The organism is Lactobacillus sp. UMNPBX12, from assembly GCF_002553955.1.
Lineage (GTDB): Bacteria > Bacillota > Bacilli > Lactobacillales > Lactobacillaceae > Lactobacillus > Lactobacillus crispatus.
On sequence record NZ_PCYY01000026.1, the window covers coordinates 1 to 23,811 of the forward strand.

19 protein-coding genes and 1 pseudogene are annotated in these 23,811 nt (G+C 35.4%); all 20 read left to right on the plus strand.

Annotation, left to right across the window (positions count from 1 at the left end; translation table 11 throughout):
- The first annotated feature begins 181 nt into the window (after nt 1-181).
- Entirely contained in the window at nt 182-496 is a 315-nt protein-coding gene (locus CP363_RS08970) for a type II toxin-antitoxin system RelB/DinJ family antitoxin (RefSeq protein ID WP_098036161.1), read from the plus strand.
- Nucleotides 497-513: 17 nt separating this feature from the next.
- A complete protein-coding gene (locus CP363_RS08975) occupies nt 514-1,395 on the plus strand; it encodes an SPFH domain-containing protein (RefSeq protein ID WP_089147536.1) in 882 nt (293 codons plus the stop codon).
- 140 nt (nt 1,396-1,535) lie between these two features.
- Entirely contained in the window at nt 1,536-2,027 is a 492-nt protein-coding gene (locus tag CP363_RS11005; RefSeq protein ID WP_233186907.1) for a flavodoxin, read from the plus strand.
- A 29-nt stretch (nt 2,028-2,056) separates the two neighbouring features.
- A pseudogene (gene purD / locus CP363_RS08980) lies at nt 2,057-3,127 on the plus strand (phosphoribosylamine--glycine ligase); the annotation flags it as partial.
- A 316-nt stretch (nt 3,128-3,443) separates the two neighbouring features.
- The gene (locus CP363_RS08985; RefSeq protein WP_089146249.1) at nt 3,444-3,773 is read left to right on the plus strand and encodes a hypothetical protein; all 330 of its coding nucleotides are present in this window, start codon (nt 3,444-3,446) and stop codon (nt 3,771-3,773) included.
- A gap of 126 nt (nt 3,774-3,899) precedes the next feature.
- Entirely contained in the window at nt 3,900-4,901 is a 1,002-nt protein-coding gene (locus CP363_RS08990) for a hypothetical protein (RefSeq protein WP_098034871.1), read from the plus strand.
- Between the two features lie 122 nt (nt 4,902-5,023).
- Nucleotides 5,024-5,788, plus strand: a complete 765-nt coding sequence (locus CP363_RS08995; RefSeq protein ID WP_098036162.1) for a DUF4393 domain-containing protein — start codon at nt 5,024-5,026, stop codon at nt 5,786-5,788.
- Nucleotides 5,789-5,919: 131 nt separating this feature from the next.
- Complete coding sequence (gene hsdR, locus CP363_RS09000; RefSeq protein ID WP_098036163.1) at nt 5,920-8,223, plus strand: EcoAI/FtnUII family type I restriction enzme subunit R; 2,304 nt, start codon at nt 5,920-5,922, stop codon at nt 8,221-8,223.
- A gap of 13 nt (nt 8,224-8,236) precedes the next feature.
- Nucleotides 8,237-9,715 (plus strand): class I SAM-dependent DNA methyltransferase, encoded by a 1,479-nt coding sequence (locus tag CP363_RS09005; protein WP_089147313.1) that lies wholly within the window; start codon nt 8,237-8,239, stop codon nt 9,713-9,715.
- On the plus strand, nt 9,715-11,184 hold the full coding sequence (locus tag CP363_RS09010) for a restriction endonuclease subunit S (RefSeq protein WP_098036164.1): 1,470 nt from the start codon (nt 9,715-9,717) through the stop codon (nt 11,182-11,184). Before CP363_RS09005 ends, CP363_RS09010 begins: the two co-directional genes overlap by 1 nt.
- A gap of 609 nt (nt 11,185-11,793) precedes the next feature.
- Nucleotides 11,794-12,198 carry a hypothetical protein gene (locus tag CP363_RS09015; RefSeq protein ID WP_023190879.1) on the plus strand — a complete coding sequence of 135 codons (405 nt, stop codon included), beginning with the start codon at nt 11,794-11,796 and terminating at the stop codon, nt 12,196-12,198.
- A 298-nt stretch (nt 12,199-12,496) separates the two neighbouring features.
- Nucleotides 12,497-15,160, plus strand: coding sequence for a DNA polymerase I (gene polA, locus CP363_RS09020; RefSeq protein WP_098036165.1), 2,664 nt, complete (start codon nt 12,497-12,499; stop codon nt 15,158-15,160).
- An 8-nt stretch (nt 15,161-15,168) separates the two neighbouring features.
- On the plus strand, nt 15,169-15,999 hold the full coding sequence (gene mutM, locus CP363_RS09025; protein WP_025005309.1) for a DNA-formamidopyrimidine glycosylase: 831 nt from the start codon (nt 15,169-15,171) through the stop codon (nt 15,997-15,999).
- Nucleotides 15,996-16,598, plus strand: coding sequence for a dephospho-CoA kinase (coaE, locus tag CP363_RS09030; RefSeq protein ID WP_098036166.1), 603 nt, complete (start codon nt 15,996-15,998; stop codon nt 16,596-16,598). The genes mutM and coaE overlap by 4 nt, the downstream gene beginning before the upstream one ends.
- A 2-nt stretch (nt 16,599-16,600) precedes the next feature.
- A complete protein-coding gene (gene nrdR / locus CP363_RS09035) occupies nt 16,601-17,068 on the plus strand; it encodes a transcriptional regulator NrdR (RefSeq protein WP_005728264.1) in 468 nt (155 codons plus the stop codon).
- A 2-nt stretch (nt 17,069-17,070) separates the two neighbouring features.
- Nucleotides 17,071-18,405, plus strand: a complete 1,335-nt coding sequence (locus CP363_RS09040) for a replication initiation and membrane attachment family protein (protein ID WP_023488425.1) — start codon at nt 17,071-17,073, stop codon at nt 18,403-18,405.
- 19 nt (nt 18,406-18,424) lie between these two features.
- Nucleotides 18,425-19,333, plus strand: coding sequence for a primosomal protein DnaI (gene dnaI / locus CP363_RS09045; protein WP_098036167.1), 909 nt, complete (start codon nt 18,425-18,427; stop codon nt 19,331-19,333).
- Between the two features lie 286 nt (nt 19,334-19,619).
- Entirely contained in the window at nt 19,620-21,554 is a 1,935-nt protein-coding gene (gene thrS / locus CP363_RS09050) for a threonine--tRNA ligase (RefSeq protein WP_098036168.1), read from the plus strand.
- Between the two features lie 199 nt (nt 21,555-21,753).
- Nucleotides 21,754-22,290 carry a hypothetical protein gene (locus tag CP363_RS09055; RefSeq protein WP_087176666.1) on the plus strand — a complete coding sequence of 179 codons (537 nt, stop codon included), beginning with the start codon at nt 21,754-21,756 and terminating at the stop codon, nt 22,288-22,290.
- A 95-nt stretch (nt 22,291-22,385) separates the two neighbouring features.
- A complete protein-coding gene (locus tag CP363_RS09060; RefSeq protein WP_087235666.1) occupies nt 22,386-23,645 on the plus strand; it encodes a DUF389 domain-containing protein in 1,260 nt (419 codons plus the stop codon).
- Nucleotides 23,646-23,811 lie beyond the last annotated feature (166 nt).

The window sequence follows — 23,811 nt, forward strand, 5'->3', positions numbered from 1 at the left end:
CTTAGAATCCTACTTTGATTAAATAAATAATTAAAAAATCAATTTACGAGAAAGATCTATTTACACAAAAGATTTGACAGTTTCAGATCGATTAATTCAAAATGAAATATTTTACAAAAATATATGCAATTTATATGCAAATGATATATAATAGTATCAAATTCAGAAAGGAGTAAAAATTATGGCAGAAAAAACAACAGGACTTTATGTCAGAATGAATCCAGAAAAGAAGGAAAAGGCAGAAGCTATTCTGAAAAAGCTGGGATTAAATTCAGCTACGGCAATTAACATGTTCTATGATCAGATTATTCTTCATAATGGTATTCCTTTCAGAGTAGAGATTCCAAATGCATGGGATAATTTGGATCAAATGAATAAGTATGAATACGCCAAACTGCTTGACGAGCGCCTGAACACATTGACCAGAAGGGAAGATTTGCTTGGAGATGTCGCCAAGAGGCTTGATGCGGAAAAGAATGAAAAGAAAGACAACTAAGTTTTGAGGTAAAAATTATGATGGCAAGAATTATTATTGGCATTATTGTTGTTTTAGTTATTGTGTATGTTTGTTTTGGTTTTAGAATCGTTCCACAAAATAATGAAGGTCTGGTTGAAACCTTGGGTAAGTATTCTAAGACAGTAAAAGCTGGATTTATCTTTGTCTGGCCACTTTTCCAAAGAATTCGCAAAGTTCCATTAGCACTTCAACCACTTGAAATTTCTAAGTACTCAATCATTACCAAAGATAACGCTGAAATTTCTACTAGTTTAACTTTGAACTACTTGGTCACTGATTCATACCGTTACTTCTACAACAACACCGACTCAGTTGAATCAATGGTGCAATTAATCCGTGGTCACTTGCGTGACATTATTGGTCGTATGGATTTGAACGCAGCCCTTGGCTCAACTAAGGAAATTAACGATCAACTTTTCACTGCAACTGGTGACCTGACTGATATCTACGGTATCAAGGTCGTTCGTGTCAACGTTGATGAACTTTTACCAAGTGCTGAAATTCAACGTGCCATGGACAAACAACTTACTGCCGACCGTGAAAAGACTGCCGCAATTGCTAAGGCCGAAGGTGAAGCTCGTACCATTGAAATGACCACTAAGGCTAAGAACGATGCTTTGGTTGCTACTGCTAAGGCCAATGCTGAGGCAGTTAAGACGCAAGCTGATGCCGACGCTTACCGTGTACAAAAGATGCAAGAAGCTTTGTCAAAGGCTGGCGAAGGTTACTTCAGAAACCAGAGTTTAGACAGCTTCAACCAATTAGCTCAAGGTCCTAACAACTTAATCGTGGTTGGCAAGGATGAAATGACTGACTTGGGTAAGGTTCCCGTTTTGAAAAAGGTGTGGGATGCAAGCGACGATAAGAAAGATGAATAAAAATTAGCTCAATTCTCAAATGAGGATTGAGCTTTTTTATACTTTTAACGTATACCAGCATCAACATTAAATAATTTTAACACTCTCTTGCTCGCCTTATACTTGTAGTAACAATTGAGAACAAGAGGGGAAAGAAAATTATGTTTGGTCGTACTTATTCAGATTTAGGTTCAGTTGTTGGACAAATTAATGGTGAAGATATTCGCACAAATCAATTAGAAAGACATGGCTATGATTGGGAGAATGGTTATGGCACTCCATCCGATGGCCAAGATACTAATCGTGATGGTCAACCAGTTAGAAAATTAACTAAAGATGCCAAAAGCATCATTATCTTTTGGTTGTGTTCCGGTTCAACTAAGTTGCTCGCAAGTAAAATTACGCGTGAAACCGGTGCTGATACTTTAGAAATTACTTTAAGAAATCCTTATCCAGCAAATTACCGTAAAACGCTCAATCGCGCTAACTGTGAAAGAATTCAAAATGATCCACCAGAGCTTGAGATGCAGTTACCTGATTTGAGTCAGCCAATGAAGGCATTCCTACTTGAATATGGTGGCGAGTTTTCTAACAAGGAGATTGCACCATTCCTTTTTGAAGGTGGATATGGTTTGGTGATAGTACTGAATTGATCCGTGAGTTTATTGCACGTGATGGTGGTAAAAATAAAAAGGTCGATTGGACATTTGTTGGTCCAGAAAATGTCCTTTGTGCTGGCATTACTGATAAATTTGAAAAGGCAGGACAAAAGATTTTCGGCCCTAACCAAAGAGCGGCACAATTAGAAGGCTCAAAAGATTATGCATTGCGCTTCATGAGCAAATACAATATTCCAACGGCTCGCTATGAAACTTATGCCAGTGCTGAAACTTGTATTGCAGGTTTGAAGAACTTCGATTATCCAGTGGTGATCAAAGAAGATGGTTTAGCTGGTGGTAAAGGTGTAACCATTGCTCAGAACCAAGACGTCGCTGAAGAAACGATCAGAGAAATGTTTGCTGGTGGCCAAACTGCTGTCGTCCTTGAGGAATGCTTAGTTGGTCCTGAATACTCAATGTTCGTGGTTGATTCGGAGGACCAATTCACCATTTTGCCAATGGCGCAAGACCATAAGCGAGTTGGCGATGGCGACAAGGGTCCAAATACCGGTGGTATGGGATCATATTCTCCTTTGCCACAACTGAAAAAAGAAGATCGTCAAAGAATGATCGACGAGATCGTGAAGCCAACGATGAATGGATTGGTTCAAGGAAACTACCATTATTGCGGTATTTTGTACATCGGTTTAATGATGACGGAGAATGGTCCAAAGGTCATTGAATATAACGTTCGCTTGGGTGACCCTGAAACTCAAGTTGTCTTACCTCGAATTAAAAATGATTTTGCAGAAGTGATCGATGCAGCGGTAAATCATGAGAAATTGCCTGAGATTGAAGAAAACGATCAGTCAGTGTTAGGCGTAGTTGTCTGCAGCAAAGGCTATCCAACGCATCCGGCACCTAATGTGAAGATCGGCAAGTTGCCTGAAGGCGCTAATACTTATATCGATTATGCCAACGTGAAAGGTAATTTGGATAATCTGATAGGTGATGGCGGCCGCCTGTTCATGGTAATTTCGGAAGCCGACAATATAGTCCAGGCGCAGGATAATGTGTATTCTTATTTGAGTAAGCTTGATCTGCCAGATTGCTTCTACCGTCATGATATTGGCAATCGTGCTTTGAGAGATTAGATGTTTGAAGAAAGTCCCAGTTGGGGCTTTTTTAGTTTGAGTGAAATCTGGTATAATTAATACGAACACTCGGTCGAACCGGACGGATCAATGATATGATTTTTCTCCATATTTGTGGAGGTGATCCTGAAGCGACCTTTAATAGAAGAACGAGTAATTAGTGTTCTCCACGTAAGTGGAGGTTTTGAAGATAATTAAAAAGCTCTTAGTTGTGAAAACTAAGGGCTTTTTTGATAAGTTAATAACATTCTAGGTCATACTAAATTTTCTCTTATATAATAGGCTTGTATTGGGGAGTAAAGGAGAAAAGAATATTATGAAGAAAATAACGATGTTGCTGGCATTGATTTGTTTAACATTTGCTGGTGTAAGTGTTTCAACTGCTCAACCAGTTCAAGCCATAAGCAAGTATTCTGAAAAATGGCATACTGTAAAAACTACTGAGAAGGTTTATAGATATAAGCCATATGTGCCTAGAGGTGCTGCTATGTATCAAATGAAATTTATTCATAAAACACCTATTAGGAAAGGGACATATTTAAGACTGCGCTGTCCAGGTACTCATTATCTATGGCAATTTGTGATTGGTGGACGTTATTGGACCGTTTTAAAAAATGATGCCAGATGGTTTAAGAATGTAAGATAAAATCCATGTGAAGAATTGAAATAATTCTGATAATGAATTTATGATATAATACCTTTGGATAGTGTTTGAAATTAATAAAGCTCTTAGCTCGTGTAGCTAGGAGCTTTTATTTTTTAGGAGGTTCAAATGAGCAATTTGGAATCAAACTTTAATGATCAATTTATTAATAAGCTGCATCAAGCATATCTAAAGAGAGTTGGTATCTATCATGTACCTAACGATGAATTAACTAGGTTTTCATGGACGGAAAATAAAACTGTTACTATTTATGCTATTAAAGTTTTTACTGCAGAGCCGGGCTATAAGTTTTATACAATCTTTTTTGCCACTAAAAATAGCGATGAAAAGAATAAATTAATAATATTAGATCTAACAAATAATACTGAAGATCCTAAATTTTTTAGAATTGACGATGGTTTACCTGTAAAAAAGCTTTTATGGTTAAATAGTCATAATTTGTTGAATAAATCTATAGGTTCGAATATAATTACTCCTTCTGCTAATTTTAGTTATGTTAAAAAAGTAGAAGAAGAAGGCGACTTCTTATTCGAAAATTGGGCACAAAAGTGGGTAGATCAAGAGTATGATAGGACTCAAGAAGCGGAAGAAAATTCCACACTAGTGGAGGCTTTTCCAGATTTTCCTAATACAAAGCAAAGATTCTTTATCGATAGATATCATTTTAAAGACATGTTAGAGAGCTTAAATGATAGTCAGTTTGAAGATGAATTTAATCAATGCCTTTTTGCTTACGAGAATGAAAAGTGGTTTTTATGTGCTACAGGTCTAGGCAGTTGCTTAGAGCACTTAATGTTAATTATTCTTACAAACTATGATAAGAATGGTTTTAGAAATGAAAAAAACAGAGGAATATTTCATGGATTTCCAAAAAATCCAACTGCTCAGGATTATGTGAGATTATTTACAAAAAATCCCATTAAAATTACCTCAAGACAGGCTACTTTTATTAATTTACTATATATGGCACGAAATTCTGTAGATCATCATAATACTGGTAAAACACAAAAGAATCTTTGTGATCTTTTGTTAGACGGTATATCTGATATGTACAATGACTATTATTCAAGTAGTGTATTATATAAGTCCACATCCAAAGAAGATGAATAAAAAATACTTATTTAATTAATTGATTAAATGAAAAGTTTTCCGTTATTTGCAAAAGATAACAACTTTATCTGTAGAGTAATAATTAATAAAAAGTTATCTAAGAGTAACTAGAAAGGATATTTATGCTTGATCCTATTACATTAGAAGCAATCAAAGATCTTATTCCTGAATCAACAAGAGAACTACTATTTAACCCCGCAGCAAATGAAGTGGGTAAAGGAATTGGCGCGCTATTATCAATGTTATTTTCTCCGTTATTAACATTAAACGTTATTGAAAAACAAAAACTTGCTAAATTTGCTGATAAAATTGCTAATAAGGTCAACAATATACCAGAAGAAGATCGAGACTTCGAAAAACCAGGCTTGGCACTTAAAGCTTTAGAGGAATCACGATATCAAATAAGTAATGACTTACTGCAAGATATGTTTTCTAGTTTATTAGCTTCTGGGGTTAACAACCAAAAGAACGAAGATATCACACCTAGATATGCTACAGTTTTATCTCAAATAGGATTTAAAGATGCCGTTTTCTTGCAGGAATTAAATAATCAAGAGGGACGAAGCTTTCCCATTGCAAAATCACGCCATACTTATGATGTAACGGGAAGTAGTTTCCAAGATGCTTCAGATCCCTTTCTCTGCAATGAAGGTGATGAAATAAAAAGAGTACCAATAGAATCTGTTGATGTACTACAATCATTAGGCATAATTAAACAAGAAGAATTTTTGGCTATTGCGGAAAAAGAATTTCAGAATAAATATGAATTACTTGATGATTATTTAAGAAATAAAGACAAAGGTGGTAAGTATTACATTAAAATAATTCCTGGTGTAATTCATCCAACAAATTTCGGAAATCATTTGTTAGATTGTATTTTTGAATAAAGTGAAAGCTCTTAGTGAAAACTAAGGGCTTTTTCAGTAGCAGGAATATTGAGTTGTAGCGCTTTTTCTACGATAATAGAACTAAAAGTGATTTTTGATGAATCAAATCCTAACTAAATGAGGTGAATGATATGGATCCTGAAAAAATGAATTTAACGGAGGAGGATATCAAGAACAGATATATTTCACCTGCTATTTTTGAAACAGCAGGTTGGAAGAAAAAAGATTCTTTGATGGAATATTACTACACGGATGGTCAAATCAATGTTGTAGATGATGTAGCCAAACGTGGAAATGGTAAGAAAGTAGACTACTTACTCTTATACAAGCCTAATTATCCAATCGCAGTGATTGAAGCCAAGGATAGAAAGAAGCATGCATTACCAAGTGCAGGGTTGCAGCAAGGTATGGGATATGCCAGAGATTTACAAGTTCCATTTGCTTATTCTTCCAATGGGGATGCATTTGTTGAGCATGACATGTTAACAGGCAAAGAAAGAACTTTAGCTCTTGATGAATTTCCAACTAAAGAAGAGCTTTGGAAGAGATATGTCAAAGAAAAGAAACTATCTGACAAAGAAATAAAAGCAATTAATGAACCATATTATTCATCCAGAGATACTTATTCACCACGTTATTACCAACAAAATGCTATTAACCGTGTGGTAGAAAATATTGCCAATGGTGATCGTCGTGCCTTATTGGTTATGGCTACTGGTACAGGTAAAACCTACACTGCTTTTCAAATAGTCTATCGTTTACTAAAGGCTGGGATTAAGCATAGAGTCCTTTATTTGGCTGATCGTAATATTTTAGTGGATCAAGCAAGGCTAAACGACTTTAGTCCATTAAGTGACAAAATAACTAAAGTTCAAGATGGACATATGGATAGCGCATATCCAATTCAATTTGCTCTTTACCAACAATTAGCAGGGAGAGATGAAGATGTGGGACATGAACCATTTAGACAACTTAAGCCTGACTTCTTTGATTTAGTTGTAATCGACGAAGCTCACCGTGGTTCGGCTAAAGCTGATAGCCAATGGCGCAAGATCTTGGATTACTTTGATGGTCCTAATGTAACTCATTTAGGTATGACTGCTACTCCTAAGAATGATAAAGAAGCTTCAAATATTCAATACTTTGGCGATCCAGTTTACACATATTCACTTAAACAAGGTATTGAAGATGGTTTCTTAGCCCCATATAAAGTTATCAGAGTTAACTTCAATGTGGATATTAATGGCTTCCGACCATTTAAAGGCGAAAGAGATAAACATGGTCGCGAGTTTGACAAGAAGTTATATACAACACGTGACTTTGATAAAAGTCTAGTCATTGATGAACGTACCGAAATGGTTGCTAAATATGTAAGCAAATATATGAAGGACAACGATCGACGTTGGGATAAAACTATTGTCTTTTGTGAAGACATTGAGCATGCTGAAAGAATGCGTCAGGCTTTCGTGAATGAAAATACCGATTTAGTTGCTCAAGATTCACGTTACGTTATGAGAATTACTGGTGATGATAATACAGGTAAAGCACAATTAGATAACTTTGAAGATGTTACAAGTAAAGTTCCAACAATAGTTACAACTTCAAAATTGTTAACTACTGGTGTTAACGTAAAGACTTGTAAAACAATTGTGCTAGATTCAAACATTAATTCCATGACAGAATTTAAGCAGATCATCGGTCGTGGTACTCGATTAGATACTGATCATGGTAAGAGTTACTTCACTATTATTGATTTCCGTGGTGTATCAAGGTTATTTGCTGATCCAGCATTTGATGGTGAACCAATTGAGATAATTGATGGTAATAAAGGCACAAGCTCTCACAAATCTCATCATTCTGGTGTATCAGATTCTGCTAAGCAAAAATATGAAGTAAATCGTAATGTAAAGGTTTCAAATGCTGAAACTCAATTCTTAGATGAACATGGTAACCTAATCACCACTTCTCTGGTTGACTACACTAAGAAGAATATTCTTGGTGCATATGCTACATTGGATAATTTCCTTCAAGCTTGGAATAAAGCTGATAAGAAACAAGTGCTGCTTGATGAGATGGAAAAGCATGGCATTCTCTATAAGGAAATCATCAAGCAAAAAGGTATCAAGGATATGGATCCATTTGATCTCATGATTCATCTTGCATACAATCAAAAACCACTGACTAAGTCAGAGAGAATTAAGAATGTTAAAAAGTCGGGTATTCTTGATAAATACCAAGGTGCTGCTAGGGAGATTCTTGATGCTTTACTAGAAAAATATAAAGATGATGGAATTACTGATTTGGAAAGTAATAAGGTATTGAGTTTACCTGAATTTGAAAAATACGGTGGTGCCGTTAAGATTATTTTGACCTTTGGTGGTAAAAAGAATTACGAAAACACTATTAAAGAAATTAAAGAAAAAATCTACAGTTAGGGAGTTTTATTAAATGGCAGGTACAACTACTCAGTTTGTTAAGAGAATAAGAGATATCATGCGTAATGATCCAGGTATCAATGGTGATGCGCAGAGAATTGAACAATTGTCTTGGATCTTATTCTTGAAAGTTTACGATGATAGAGAACAAATTTGGGAGATTGATCAAGATGATTATGAATCAATTATTCCGGAAGGGATGCACTGGCGTAAATGGGCTGAAGACAATAAAGATGGTAAAGCTTTAACTAGTGATGAATTACTAGACTTTGTTAACAATAAATTATTGCCTACGTTGAAGAACATCACTGTAACTAATGAAACTCCTATTAGCAAGGCCATTGTAAAAGATGCTTTTATTGATGCTAACAACTACATGAAGAATGGTGTTTTATTGCGCCAAGTAGTTAACGTAGTTAATGAAGTTGACTTCACTGACCCTAAGGATCGTCACTTATTTGGTGATATCTATGAAAGTATCTTGAAAGAACTTCAAAGTGCTGGTAGTTCTGGTGAATTCTACACTCCACGTGCATTGACTGACTTTATCGCAGAAACTTTGAAGCCTAAATTAGGGCAAAGAATTGCTGATTTGGCTTGTGGTACTGGTGGCTTCCTTGTTAGTGCTTTGAATATCTTGAACAAACAAGTTCATAGTGTTGAAGATAGAGAATTGTACAATAAGGCAGTTTTCGGTATTGAAAAGAAAGGTCAACCTTATATTTTAGCCGTAACCAACTTGCTTCTTCATGATGTTGATAATCCAGATATTGTTCACGGGAACTCGCTCGAAAAGCGTGTTACTGAATATACTGACAAAGATAAGTTTGATCTGATTATGATGAATCCGCCATTTGGTGGATCTGAACTGCCTATAATCAAGCAAAACTTCCCTACGGACTTGCAAAGTAGTGAAACTGCTGACTTGTTCTTAGCCCTGATCATGTACCGTATTAAGGACAATGGTAAAGTTGGTGTGATTTTGCCAGATGGTTTTTTGTTTGGTAATGATGGTGCAAAACTTAACATCAAGAAGCGTATGCTCAAAGACTTTAATCTTCATACTATTATTCGTCTGCCAGGTAGTATTTTTAGTCCATATACTTCAATTGCAACTAATATTTTGTTCTTCGATAAAACTTGGTCTACTAAAGAGACTTGGTTCTATCGTTTAGATATGCCTAAGGGTTACAAGCACTTCTCTAAGACGCGCCCAATGAAGTTGGAACATTTTGATCCTGTACGTGAATGGTGGAATGACCGTCATGAAATTCAGGATGAAGATGGTAACTACAAGTCTAAGGCTTATACTCCTGAAGAATTAGCTAAGAATAATTACAATTTTGATTTGTGTGGTTTTCCAACAGAAACTGAAGAAGTTTTACCACCATTTGAATTGATGGATAAATATCAAAAAGAGCGTAAGGAATTAAACGCTAAGATTGATAAACAATTATCCATTATTAAGCAATTGCTTGAGGAGGATGACTAATGACTCCTGAACAATTAAAAGCTTCAATTTTGCAGTATGCCATGGAAGGAAAGTTAGTTAAGCAAAATCCTAATGAAGAGCCAGCTAGTGAATTGCTTAAGAAAATTGAGAATGAAAAAGCAAAGTTAGTTAAAGAAGGCAACATTAATAAGAGCAAGAAATTACCTAAAATTACAGATGATGAAAAGTACTTTGATGTTCCAGATAACTGGGAATGGGTAAGACTAGGGGATATATATAATTTTGTAGATTATCGTGGAAAAACCCCTCATAAGATTTCATCAGGAATTAGACTAATTACAGCCAAAAATGTTAGAAATGGTTATATAAAATTAGATCCAGAAGAGTTTATAAGTGCTGAGGAATATAAGGAACGTAGTACTAGAGGATTTATTCATAAGAACGATATTTTTATTACTACTGAAGCTCCTATGGGATTAGTGGCTGTTAATGATTTTAATGAACCTATTGCGACAGCTCAGAGATTAATTACGTTGCAAAAATATTTTGAAAAGCAGAATAATAGTTTCTTTGCATTTCAAATGCAATCTCCTTTTTTTCAAGAAGAATTACGTCAAAGTTCTACAGGAACTACTGTAAAAGGAATCAAAGCTTCTAATCTAAAGCAGATACTGGTTCTTTTACCACCATTAGAAGAACAAAAACGTATTGTAGCAAAAATTGAAAAATTAATGCCTTTGGTGGATGAATATGCTGAATCATATAATCGTCTTCAAAAGATCGATAATGAATTTGAAGATAAATTAAAGCAATCTGTCTTGCAGTATGCCATGGAAGGTAAGCTGGTTAAACAAAATCCTAGTGATGAACCAGCCAGTGAATTAATCAAGAAGATTGAAAATGAAAAAGCCGAATTAGTCAAAGAAGGAAAGATTAAGAAGAGCAAGAAGTTACCTGCAATTACTGATGATGAAAAGCCGTTTGATATTCCTGATAGCTGGGAATGGGTAAGATTAAAACAAATTACTACATATGGGAATTTTAACTCTATAAAAGGATCATCTATTCCTGATAACTCATGGGTTGTAGATATGAAAGATGTACGAAAAAATGGTGGTGGTTTTTCAGAAATTGTAAGAAGGAAATCTACTGATATTTATAAAAGTAATAAATACTCTTTCAATAAGAATGCAGTTTTATATGGTAAATTAAGACCATATCTCCGAAAAGTTGAAATAGCTCAAACTAGTGGTTTTACAACCACAGAAATGCTGCCAATTAATGTAGTTGATTTAAGTACTTTAGTTCCACAGTATTTAAGATATGCTATGCTTTCACCATACTTCGTTAATTTGGTTAATGATTCTATGTATGGTATGAAAATGCCACGTGTAGGAACGACTTTTTTAGCAAAAATGGTAGTACCACTTCCACCATTAGAAGAACAAAAACGAATTGTAGAAAAAGTTGAGGAACTTCAAAGTTCAATAAGCAATTTATCTAAATAAATTAATCAAAAAAGTTTAACTAGAAGATGGAGCTAACATCATGCCAATATTCACTAGATATAAATTGAGTGGTGAGTTTAAACCCGATGATGAGTTAAAACAATTTATTAGAGATTTTAATAAAAAACATCAAAAATAAGATTGATAAATTTCTACTTGTAACTACTATTCTTAGTTGATATCTTTTGATATGATTTTATGAGTAGAAAACAAACGTTTTGTTTTAAATCTTTATTTAACTCATGAGAAATGTAAATAGATCCTGATAAAAACAGGCTGTTTGCAAAAGCTGTTTCTTTATCTAATCCAAGAGGAATGTAAATACAATAAACAATGGCTTAAAGTCTTCACGACGTCCATTTTTTATCTAACTCAAGAGAATTACAAATAAATATATTTACAATAAAAAAGGCGATTCCTTAGTGGAAATCGTCCTTTTTTGCGTGTACAGAACAATATGGAGTATTTAAAGCTAATTCATATACTAAGTTTAATTTACCAATTATCGTTACTGATCCCGATGAAATAAAAAATATAAATACCTTAACGGTCGGATTTAAGGCTATTAAAAGAACATTATTTAGAAATACAGATAAACAATCTTATTATGTGACTTATAATGTTAAGAATTTACTACAGGATTCACGTTTTAAGAAGGGATATAATAACGAAATAAAAATTTTCATTACTATAAGTGAGATTTTAAATAGTGAAAAACTAGAAGATGCTTTTTTGTATGATGAATTATCTAAGTTAGATATAATTCTGGGAGAGTTGAAGAATAGTGAAATAAGTGATCAAGCATTATCCGATATAGTAAATATGTATAAATACTTAATTGAAAATAAAACGATGCTTTCAGTTGAGGTGAAAAGTTTATTGCGTGATATTACGAAAAGATCTACATTGGGTTTTGCCACTGAGAATAATCAAAAAAGAAAAGACTTAATGCTAGAAATAAAAAAAGACTTTAGTAAAATTTCTGATAGAACTATAACGTCAACTAAATTTTAAGCTAAAAGTTTATATTTGATCTGATATAATAATTAAGAATCTAATTTTAAGATTGTTGTTAAAACAATTTTTAAAATTATGGTCGCATTTATATGAGTGCGTGGATTGAAATCAATATATGCTTTCTGTTATTCCTTTTAAAGCTAATTGTAGGCTAATCAGAAAGGTTAATATTTAAAGGCTCCATAAAAGTGGAGCTTTTTTCTTTTACATTAAACTTCCTATTAAAAGATTACCCTTGAAACTGGTAAAATAGATAAGTAAGTATAGAGAACAATTTTTATAAAAGGGGAATAAAATGGCAGATAAAAAATTACTTCTAATCGATGGTAACTCTGTAGCTTTCAGAGCCTTTTACGCTCTTTATCGTCAACTAGAATCTTTCAAGAGTCCAGACGGCCTGCATACCAATGCCATTTACGCTTTTAAGAACATGCTCGATGTCCTTTTAAAAGACGTTGATCCGACCCACGTATTGGTAGCTTTTGATGCAGGAAAAGTCACTTTTAGAACAAAAATGTATGGTGAATATAAGGGTGGACGTGCGAAAACTCCAGAAGAGTTGCTCGAACAAATGCCTTATATTCAAGAAATGCTGCATGATTTAGGCATTAAAACTTATGAATTAAAGAATTACGAAGCAGACGACATCATTGGTACTTTTGCTGCGAAGGGTGAAAAGGCCGGGTTCACAACCACGATCGTAACTGGTGACCGCGACTTGACCCAACTTGCGTCCGACAAGACGACTGTCGAAGTAACTAAATCTGGTGTTTCTCAACTTGAAGCTTATACACCAGAACACATGAAGGAAGTTAATGGTGTTACTCCAACCGAATTCATCGACATGAAGGCCTTAATGGGTGATAACTCTGATAACTACCCAGGTGTCGAAGGTATTGGTCCTAAGACAGCTTCTAATTTAATTCAAGAATATGGTTCAGTAGAAAATCTTTACGATCATATTGATCAAATGAAGAAATCTAAGCGTAAGGAACGTTTAATTCGTGATAAAGACAAGGCCTTTTTAGCTAAAAAACTTGCTACTATTGACCGTGATTCACCAGTTACACTCGATATTGATGATGTAAAACGTCAACCAGTTGATTATGAGAAACTGCGTCAATTCTACGAAAAGATGAACTTCCGCAAGTTTTTGGCAGAACTTAATGCTTCAGGTGCTGGTCAAGGTAGTGCAGATGTTGAAAAAGTTGAATACACCGTTTTAAATGATAACAATGTTAAAGATGTCAAAGCTACTGAAAAAGACACTGTTGAATTTTATCTAGAAATGCTCGGTGCTAACTATCACCTAGCTCCTTTTGTTGGCTTCAGTTTGAAGCTCAATGACAAAATCTACGTTTCAAGAGACGTGGAATTGCTTGAAGAAGATAATATCAAGCACATCTTAGAAGACGAAAAGATTAAGAAGAATGTCTTTGACCTAAAGAGAACAATGGTTGCTGCACATCGTTTGGGCATTCACACTCACGGTCTTGATTACGACATGCTTTTGGCATCCTACTTGATCAATAATGAAAACAACTCTAATGATCTTGGTGAAATTGCCCATCTTTATGGGGATTATTCCGTTAAGACCGAGCTTGAAGTCTACGGCAAAGGTAAGAGTGAACATATTCCCGATGATGACGATGAATTGTTCAACCACTTAGCTTCCAAGGTCAACGCCATTGAAAAACTTAAGCCGGAGCTTCTTAAAAAGCTTAAAGAACACGAACAGGATGCTTTGTTTGACACAATCGAAATCCCAACTGCTCGCGTTTTAGCCAGAATGGAAATGAACGGGATGAAGGTTGAAGCCAGCACTTTGCTTCAGTTGCAAAATGAATTTGCCGTTAAATTGAAGGAACTCGAAGACAAGATTTACAGTCAAGCAGGTGAAAAGTTCAATTTGAATTCACCTAAGCAATTAGGTCACATTTTGTTTGAAAAGCTTGGTTTGCCAGTCATCAAGAAGACCAAGACTGGTTATTCAACTTCAGTTGAAGTACTTGATCAATTGAAGACGCAAAGCCCAATCGTTAGCGAAATTTTGGACTATCGTCAAATTGCCAAGATTCAATCTACCTATGTAAAGGGTCTGCTTGACGTCATTCAACCAGATGGCCGTGTTCACACGCGTTACTTGCAGACTTTGACTGCAACTGGTCGACTTTCTAGTGTGGATCCTAACTTGCAGAACATCCCTACCCGCACCGAAGAAGGAAAGCAAATCAGAAAGGCCTTCGTGCCAAGTGAACCAGACGGCTACATTTTCTCTTGCGACTACTCACAAGTTGAACTTCGTGTTTTAGCTCACGTTTCGGGCGATCAAAACATGCAAGAAGCCTTCAAGACCGGTTATGATATTCACTCACATACCGCGATGAAGATTTTCCACTTGGATTCACCAGATCAAGTAACGCCGCTGATGCGTCGTCACGCTAAGGCTGTTAACTTCGGTATCGTTTATGGTATTTCCGATTACGGTTTGTCCAAGAACTTAGGCATTTCTAGAAAACGTGCTCAAGAATTTATCGACAACTACTTCGAACAATATCCTCAAATCAAGGATTACATGAATAAAGCTGTACAAGAAGCGCGTGACAAAGGCTATGCCGAAACAATCATGCACCGTCGCAGATACTTGCCAGATATTCATGCTAAGAAATACACCGTGCGTGCCTTTGCTGAAAGAACTGCTATTAATTCACCAATTCAAGGTTCAGCTGCCGATATTATTAAAATTGCAATGATTAACATGCAAAAGAAGTTAGATGAACTACATTTGAAGACTAAAATGGTAGTGCAGGTACACGATGAATTGATTTTTGATGTACCAAAAGATGAGCTAGAAACAATTAAAAAGATTGTGCCTGAAGTAATGCAATCAGCTGTTAAGTTGGATGTGCCACTAATTGCTGATTCTGGCTGGGGACACAATTGGTATGATGCAAAGTAGGTGATAAAATGCCTGAAATGCCTGAAGTTGAAACAGTTCGAAGAACACTGCTTCCTTTAGTTAAGGGAAAAACTATTAAAAAAGTGATTTTGTGGTATCCAAAAATTGTGGCGACTGATCATGAAAAATTTTTATCTGAATTGCCTGGTAAAAAGATTATCGATATTGATCGCTACGCCAAGTATTTGCTTATTCGCTTGAGTGATAATTTAACGATTGTTTCTCATTTGCGAATGGAAGGAAAGTATCATTTAACTGCGTCTGATGCGCCTAAGGATAAACACGATCACGTTGAGTTTGTTTTTACTGATGGAACAGCGTTGCGGTATAATGATGTGCGCAAATTTGGGCGGATGCAGCTAATTTTAACTGGCACCGAAAGACAAACTACAGGGATTGGTAAGCTTGGAGTAGAACCAAATAGTTCTAAATTTACTTCAGAATATTTAATCAATGGCTTAAAGCGTAAGAAGAAAAATATCAAAAACACTTTGCTTGATCAATCAGTAGTAGCTGGTCTAGGTAATATTTATGTTGATGAGGTTCTTTGGCGAACCAAGATTCATCCTTTAAGTCAGGCCAATAAAATTCCTGTGGAAAAAGTATCTGAATTACATGATCAGATTAATAAAATTATTGCCGAAGCAATTAAGCTGCAAGGTACTACAGTTCATTCCTTTTTGAATGCGAATGGACAAGTTGGTGGCTTTCAAAGTAAATTGCAAGTTTACGGTCATGTAGGTGAGCCCTGCCCAGTTTGTGGTACTAAATTTGAAAAAATTAAGGTTAATGGTCGGGGAACCACTTTTTGTCCTCATTGTCAGGTGATTTATAAATGAGTTATGTCTTAGCATTAACAGGTGGAATTGCCACCGGTAAAAGTACTGCTGATGATTTTTTTAAAAAGAAAAACATTCCGATTATTGACTGTGATCAAATTGCCCACGAACTGATGAAACCCGGCAATGCATCTTGGCAAGCGATTAAAGATCATTTTGGGGTAGAATATTTAAATTCAGACCAAACAATAAATCGTAAAAAATTAGGGCAATTAGTTTTTAATAATAAAAGAGCCTTGTCTGAATTAAATCAGTTGACGCATCCGTTAATTTTCGATAAAACAGTAGCAAAGATAAAAGAATATCAGAATTTTGCTCTTGTTATTTTAGATGCACCAGTGTATTTTGAAGCGGGATTGGATAAAAAACATGTAGCTAATGGAGTTTTAGTGATTACCCTTCCTGAGCAATTACAGATTGAACGTTTAAAAAAGCGTAATAATCTATCTGACGAGGAAGCAAGAATGCGGATTAATAGTCAGATGCCATTAGCTGAAAAAGAAAAAATGGCTGATTTTGTGATTGAAAATACTGGTACAATAAAAGAACTAGAGAATAAACTAGCACAATTATTGGTAAAGATTAGAGAAGAGGGATAGCTATGGAATGTCCAAATTGTCATCAAAATGCTTCTCGCGTTATTGATTCGCGGCCTAGTGATGAAAACCGGGCTATTAGACGGCGCAGAGAATGTGAAAATTGTGGTTTTCGCTTTACTACTTTTGAACGAGTGGAAACCGCTCCTTTGTTGGTAGTAAAAAATGATGGTACCCGTGAACCATTCAGTCGAAAGAAAATTTTGCACGGAGTAATGGCAGCCGGACAAAAACGGCCAATCAGTAGTGAACAATTTGAGCAATTGGTTGATCGTGTCGAAAATAAGATAAGAAAACAAGGCGTTAGTGAAATTTCATCTAAGAAGATTGGTCAGTATGTCATGGATGATTTGGCTAATTTGGATGACGTAGCTTATATTCGCTTTGCTTCAATTTACCGTGAGTTCAAGGATATGTCTAGCTTTATGAAGACAATGGAAGATATGATGGCCAAAAAAGGAAAGGGTAATTAGTCATGTTTGCAACGTCTGATCCTAAGCATCTTTATTATGTAGCCAACAAGATTACCCTTTTTCCAGAGAATGAGAAAATCTTGATTAAACTGTATCAGCCTTTGGTTGGCGCGGTGGCAATTGCCTTGTATCAGACTTTGATCAATGACTATGATCCATATGGTATTGTTTCTGATGCAAAGGGAATTTATTCACTACAGGAGCAACTTGATTGTAGTTTAAAAGATATGTTTCATTCTTTGCATAAACTGGAAGCCGTAGGTTTAGTGCAAACTTTTTTAGCGGATAATGTCTTCAATAATATCATTGTTTTTAAGTTATTACAGGTTCCTAGTGCAGACAAATTTTTTGCAACACCACTGCTAGCAAGTTTGTTGAAAGAAAAAGTTGGCAGCCCAACTTTTCATGACTTGAGTCATGCTTTTGCTAAGGAAGCAAAACTGCGTGAAAAGCCAATCAAGAATGCGCGCGATGTCTCAGCCAACTTTTTTGATGTTTTTCGCTTGCCAGGGGATGAAGCAATTAATCCATCTAATGAGGTAGTAGAAGCTGCGCAGGAAAATAAAGCGCCTGAGGTAGAAACTGCTGAAATTAATGCCCAGGATCCAATTGATTGGGATCTGATTAAAGATCAATATAATGTCTATCAAATTCCAGCTCAAGAAGTAGAAATTAAAAAGAACCAAATTCGGGGCTTAATACAGACATATAATTTATCGGAACAGGAATTTGTGGATGAGACTGTTCCCTGTTTGCATGGTACACATAAGTTAAACATGCATGAAATTAGTAATACCATAGCAGAAAATTATAAACGATTGCATACTAGGGAAAACATTCAAAAACAAATTGAAGAAGGCAAAAAGCGCGCTATTGCGACTATCAAAGGTTTGGATGCTAATGATAGAAAACTGTTACTCGAAGCTAATGAAAATTCTCCATCTGAATTTTTATACAAATTAAAAACTGAAAAGGGTGGAATTGTAGCTCCAGGCGAAAACTATATTATTAATCAGCTACACACGCAGTATGGCTTGCCGGAAGATTTGATTAATATATTGATTCATACCTGTTTGACCTACGATACTGTTGTAACTTCTAATCGTGCTTATCGAATAGCTAATGATTGGCTGCAAGGTGGTATTAGTACTGGGGTACAAGCTCTTGAATATGTGAAGAAGCGTAAAGCCGATATTCTTAAAAAGAAAAATCGACAGTCATATCGACAAAATAAGCGAGTCGAAAAAGGTACCGATTGGAGCAAGAAAAAGGCTAAAAATGAAGGTATGTCAACAGAACAGCTGAAGGATATCTTTAAGGATCTGAAAAATAAGTAAATAGAGGGTAGGTGAAATAATGGAAGCAATTGGTGATTTGCTTAAAAAAATAGTTAAAGAGCGTAATTTAGGTAATGAGAAAGAACTGTTGAAAACTGCTTTACACGATCCAGATGTGCAAGCGTTTTTGCAGGCAAATAGGGAAAAAATAGATAAGGCGATGATTCGAAATAGTATGGCCAATATCTATGAATATTATGCGCAAAAACATAGTCAGAATCAGGTGCTGGCCGGTTATGCTCCGCAATTATTTTTGAACGGCAAAGTAATTGATGTACGTTACAAACCTACCGAGGCTAAGATTGTAGCAGATCAGCAACGAGCAGCCAAGCGGCATCTTCATTTAATTGATCTGCCTGCTAAATTGCATGATGTTAATTTAAGTGATATTGAGGTTACAAATGATCGCCAGCAAGCTTTAACCCTGATTTATGATTTTTTGAAAAAGTACAAAACTGATCCTCACCAACAAGGCCTTTATTTGTCGGGCGACTTTGGGATCGGGAAGACCTATATGCTAGCGGGACTTGCAAACTATGTAGCAACTAATTTTGATCGGAATGTTGTATTTTTACACGTTCCGACTTTTATTGCAGGTTTATCAAGTCATTTTGGTGATAACAGCTTGCAAGATGAGATCAGGAATTTAGCTGAATGCGATGTCTTAATTTTGGATGACATTGGGGCAGAAACATTAAGTCAGTGGTCACGTGATGACGTTTTAGGAGTAATTTTACAGGCAAGAATGGACAATGTTTTGCCAACCTTTTTCTCTTCTAATTTAGATATGGAAGCATTAGAGTCACACTTTGAGGAAACCCGTAATGCAACTGATCCAGTTAAAGCTAAAAGATTAATGCAACGAGTACGTTTTTTAGCTAAAGAAGTAGTAGTTTCCGGTCCTGATCGACGAAATTTTTCGCATTAATTTCAAAAAGGTCTTGCATCGTTCACTTTGATGCGTATAATTGAAGTTAATTAAACGAGACATGATGATGTTCGGCTCAGAGAGAAGGACCTAGTTCTGGAAGTTCTTCATTAGAAAATCACCCCAATCGTTTATTCCCCAAAATTGAATTTTAAGAGGCTGGATACCTTTATCAATCTATACGAGAGGTTAGACGTACGCTAACCTGAATTTTGGGTGGAACCACGCAATTAACACGTCCCAGTGCTTTTATTAGCACTGGGATTTTTTTATTGGAGGTAAAAATATGAGTTTTTCAATTACTTTGCCAGACGGTTCAAAGAAAGATTTTGATAGGGCTGTTTCAGTTAAGGAAGTAGCTTCATCAATCGCTACATCTCTTGGAAAAGCTGCCGTTGGTGCTAAAGTAAATGGCGTTGTTAAGCCACTTGATTATGAAATTGACAATGATGTTGAAGTTGCTATTCTTACTGACAAGGATGAAGAAGGCTTAGACATTTTAAGAGCTACTGCTGCTTTTGCACTTGAAGCAGTTGCTAAGAATAAGTACCCAGAACTTCGTTTGGGTCAACATGTTGCTGATGAAGGCGGCTTTTACGTAGATACTGACAAAGATGACCAAATTAAGGTTACTGAATTGCCAGAACTTGAAAAAGCTATGGAGAAGTTGATCAAGAGTGGTCAAGCAATTGAACATGTTGTGATGGATAAGTCAGAACTTGAAGATATTTTCAAGGATGATCCATATAAGAGCGACCTTTTGAAGGAAATTGACAGTGACAAGGTTGATGCTTACAAGTTAGGTGATTTCGTTGACTTTGGCTTTGATGCTTTATTGCCAAACACTGGTAAGATTAAGCACTTCAAGCTTTTGTCAGTTGCTGGTGCTTACTGGCTTGGTAAATCATCCAACCCAATGCTTCAAAGAATCTTCGGTACTGCTTTCTTCAAGGAAGCTGCTTTAAAGGAAGATTTGAAGCGTCGTGCAGAAATTAAGGAACGCGACCACAGAACTATCGGTCGTGACCTTGACCTCTTCTTCGTTGATCCTAAGGTTGGTGCTGGTCTACCTTACTGGATGCCAAAGGGTGCTACTATTCGTCGTGTTGTTGAACGCTATATCATCGACCGTGAAGTTGCTGACGGTTATCAACATGTTTATACTCCAGTATTAATGAACCTTGATGCTTACAAGACTTCAGGTCACTGGGCACACTACCGTGATGACATGTTCCCACCAATGGACATGGGTGATGGCGAAATGCTTGAACTTCGTCCAATGAACTGTCCTTCACATATTCAAATTTATAAGCACCACATTCGTTCATACCGTGACTTGCCACTTCGTGTTGCTGAACTTGGTATGATGCACAGATATGAAAAGTCAGGCGCTTTGTCAGGCCTTCAACGTGTACGTGAAATGACTTTGAATGATGGCCACACTTTTGTTGCCTTGGATCAAGTTCAAACTGAATTCGCTAAGATTTTGAAGTTAATCATGGACGTATACAAGGACTTCGATATTACTGATTACTACTTCAGACTTTCATACCGTGATCCAAAGAATACTGACAAGTACTTTGCAAATGACGAAATGTGGGAAAGAAGTCAAAAGATGCTTAAGGGTGCTATGGATGACCTTGGCCTTGACTATGTTGAAGCTGAAGGTGAAGCAGCCTTTTACGGTCCTAAGCTTGATATTCAAACTAAGACTGCTTTGGGTAATGATGAAACTATGTCAACTATCCAACTTGACTTCATGCTTCCAGAAAGATTTGGCTTAACTTACGTTGGTCAAGATGGTGAAGAACACCGTCCAGTTATGATTCACCGTGGTATTGTTGGTACTATGGAAAGATTCATTGCTTACCTTACTGAAATTTACAAGGGTGCATTCCCAACTTGGCTTGCTCCAGTTCAAGTTGAAATTATCCCAGTTAACCTTGATGCTCATGGTGAATATGCAGAAAAGGTTCGTCAAGAACTTGCTAAGCGTGGCTTCAGAGCAGAAGTTGATACTCGTAACGAAAAGATGGGTTACAAGATTCGTGAATCACAAACCCAAAAGGTACCTTACACTTTGGTATTAGGTGATGACGAAATGAACGCTAATGGCGTAAACGTACGTCCTTACGGTACTGACCAAGAAAATTCAATGAGCCTTGATGACTTTATTAAGGAAATTGACGCTGACGTTAAGTCATACTCAAGAGAAAATTAATTAATATAATTAAAAAATAAAATAAAAAACGTATGCTAGGTCTAATTAAGACGACTTTATTGCATACGTTTTTTTGTTGGTAAAACTAATGTAATTGATTTTTTACGTTTGTAAGTAAGAAGTAAAAAAACTGTCATCGCCTTTAACTTTTATGAAATATTTTAATGAAATAATGAAAATAGCAGTTATATAAGGGAAGGTGATAAACGTGAAAAATAAACTCATTATATTTATGACAACTGCGCTATTTATGTTAGCTATTATTGTAATGGGTCAAAATAGAGTGGATGCTGCATCCTGGGGAGCTAAGAACTTATTTACTACGCCAAAGAAAACTCGCGGAACATGGTACTATAAGCATGAAGGCGAAATCAAGAAGCTTAAAATCACAACGCATACATTTAATAAAATCAAATTGTATAAAATGTTGAGCAGTAATAAAGCAATTAAGTGGACTAAAAAATTAGCTAAGGCTGATAAGAAATCAGGATATAAATTAGCTCAAAAGGTTGGTACTTCTCAGTATGAAGCTACTGATTTCAAATTTCATAAAACACCAGGTTTTGCTGCTAATGGCTGGCTATCTAGCGATAGAGCAGATTCAGGACACACTTATGTTGCTATAAAGAAAAAAGATAAAAGTAATAATGATAAAGTAGATGCACTGAGAGTAGGAAATGGAGCAGATAATTCATTTTTATATTATTGCTATAAGAGCAAAAAATTAGTCAAATAGGTTATAATAATTTTATTGATTATTCAATCACATTTTTATATTTTGCACTGAAATCTTAATTCAGTGCTTTTTTCATGAGGATTAGACTAAATAAGATGATAATACGCCAGCGAAAAAATTATTTAACTTCTCAATTTTTATCTAAGATTAGTGCAGATGGAACTTTGAATATTGAAAGTTTGATTGTTCTGACTTGCGCAATTTTTATTGCAAGTGTTGGATTAAATGTTAATTCAACAGCTACTATTATTGGTGCAATGTTAATTTCACCTTTGATGGGACCGCTGCTAGCAATTGGCACAGGCCTTGCTTTATATGATGTTACTTTGCTGCGTAAAGGAACGATTTCATTATTAGCAGAAATTATTATTAGTTTAGCTGCATCTACAATTTATTTTCATTTTTCTCCTTTGACTTATGCTAGCCAAGAAATTATTGCACGAACTTCACCAACGATTTGGGATGTAATGATTGCGTTTTTTGGAGGAGTTGCTGGAATAATCGGTGCACGTAAAAAAGAAGCAAATAATATCGTACCTGGTGTAGCGATTGCAACAGCCTTAATGCCACCAGCTTGTACGATAGGGTATTCAATTGCAGCAGGCAATCTTAAATATTTTTTAGGATCAAGTTATTTGTTTTTGATTAATTGTGTTTTCATAATTTTGACTGCTTTTTTGGGTGTAAAAATTATGAAATGGCTAAGTTATTCTACTAAGCAATCTAAGTTGTTTTTCTTACGCAAGCCAACCTTTAAAGAGTTTGCGATAATTTTAGTAGTAATTATTTTAATTATTCCTAGTATCTTATCAGCTAATCAGATGGTGAATAAAACTCTAGTAGATCAAAATGTTCAAAATCTTGTTGTTAATGAGTTAGGCAATGTTAATCTAATTAAAGAAAATGTCGATACGCAAGGAAAAATAATTAATCTTACAGTTTCAGGTAATAAAATTAATGCTAAGAAAATTCAAGTGGCTAAAGCAAACTTAACAAAATATGACCTGAAAGGCTATTCACTGAATATTGTACAAGTAGCTCAGGTTAATCCCAATGCAGAAAATCAATTAGATCGACAAGTAAATAATATTATTAATCAGCGTCAGCATGAACAAGAACAAGCTGATGAAAAACGTCAACAAGAACAAGAAAAACGTAATCAAGAAATTCGTAAACTGTCCTCTGCAATATCTTCTGTTACTGCAGTTAGTGATAATAAAAATAAGCAAATTACTTTGATAGAGTTAAAAAAGCCGCTATCTAAGAAGAGAAAAAACGCCTTAGTAAGACAAATAAAAGATAAATATCCAAATATTAATTTAGTGGAATTTGTTCAAGAAAATATTAAAAATTAGAAAGTATATAGCATATTACTTTTATTGTGAAATATCTTGATACTAAAATAAATTTTGTAAAGTTTGTTTTATTATAAAAACGTAAATTGCAATAATAAATTGAACATTTAGGCTGTTTGATAGATTTTATCTAATTCTCTTTCGAAGATTTCATCTGGTGTGTGAT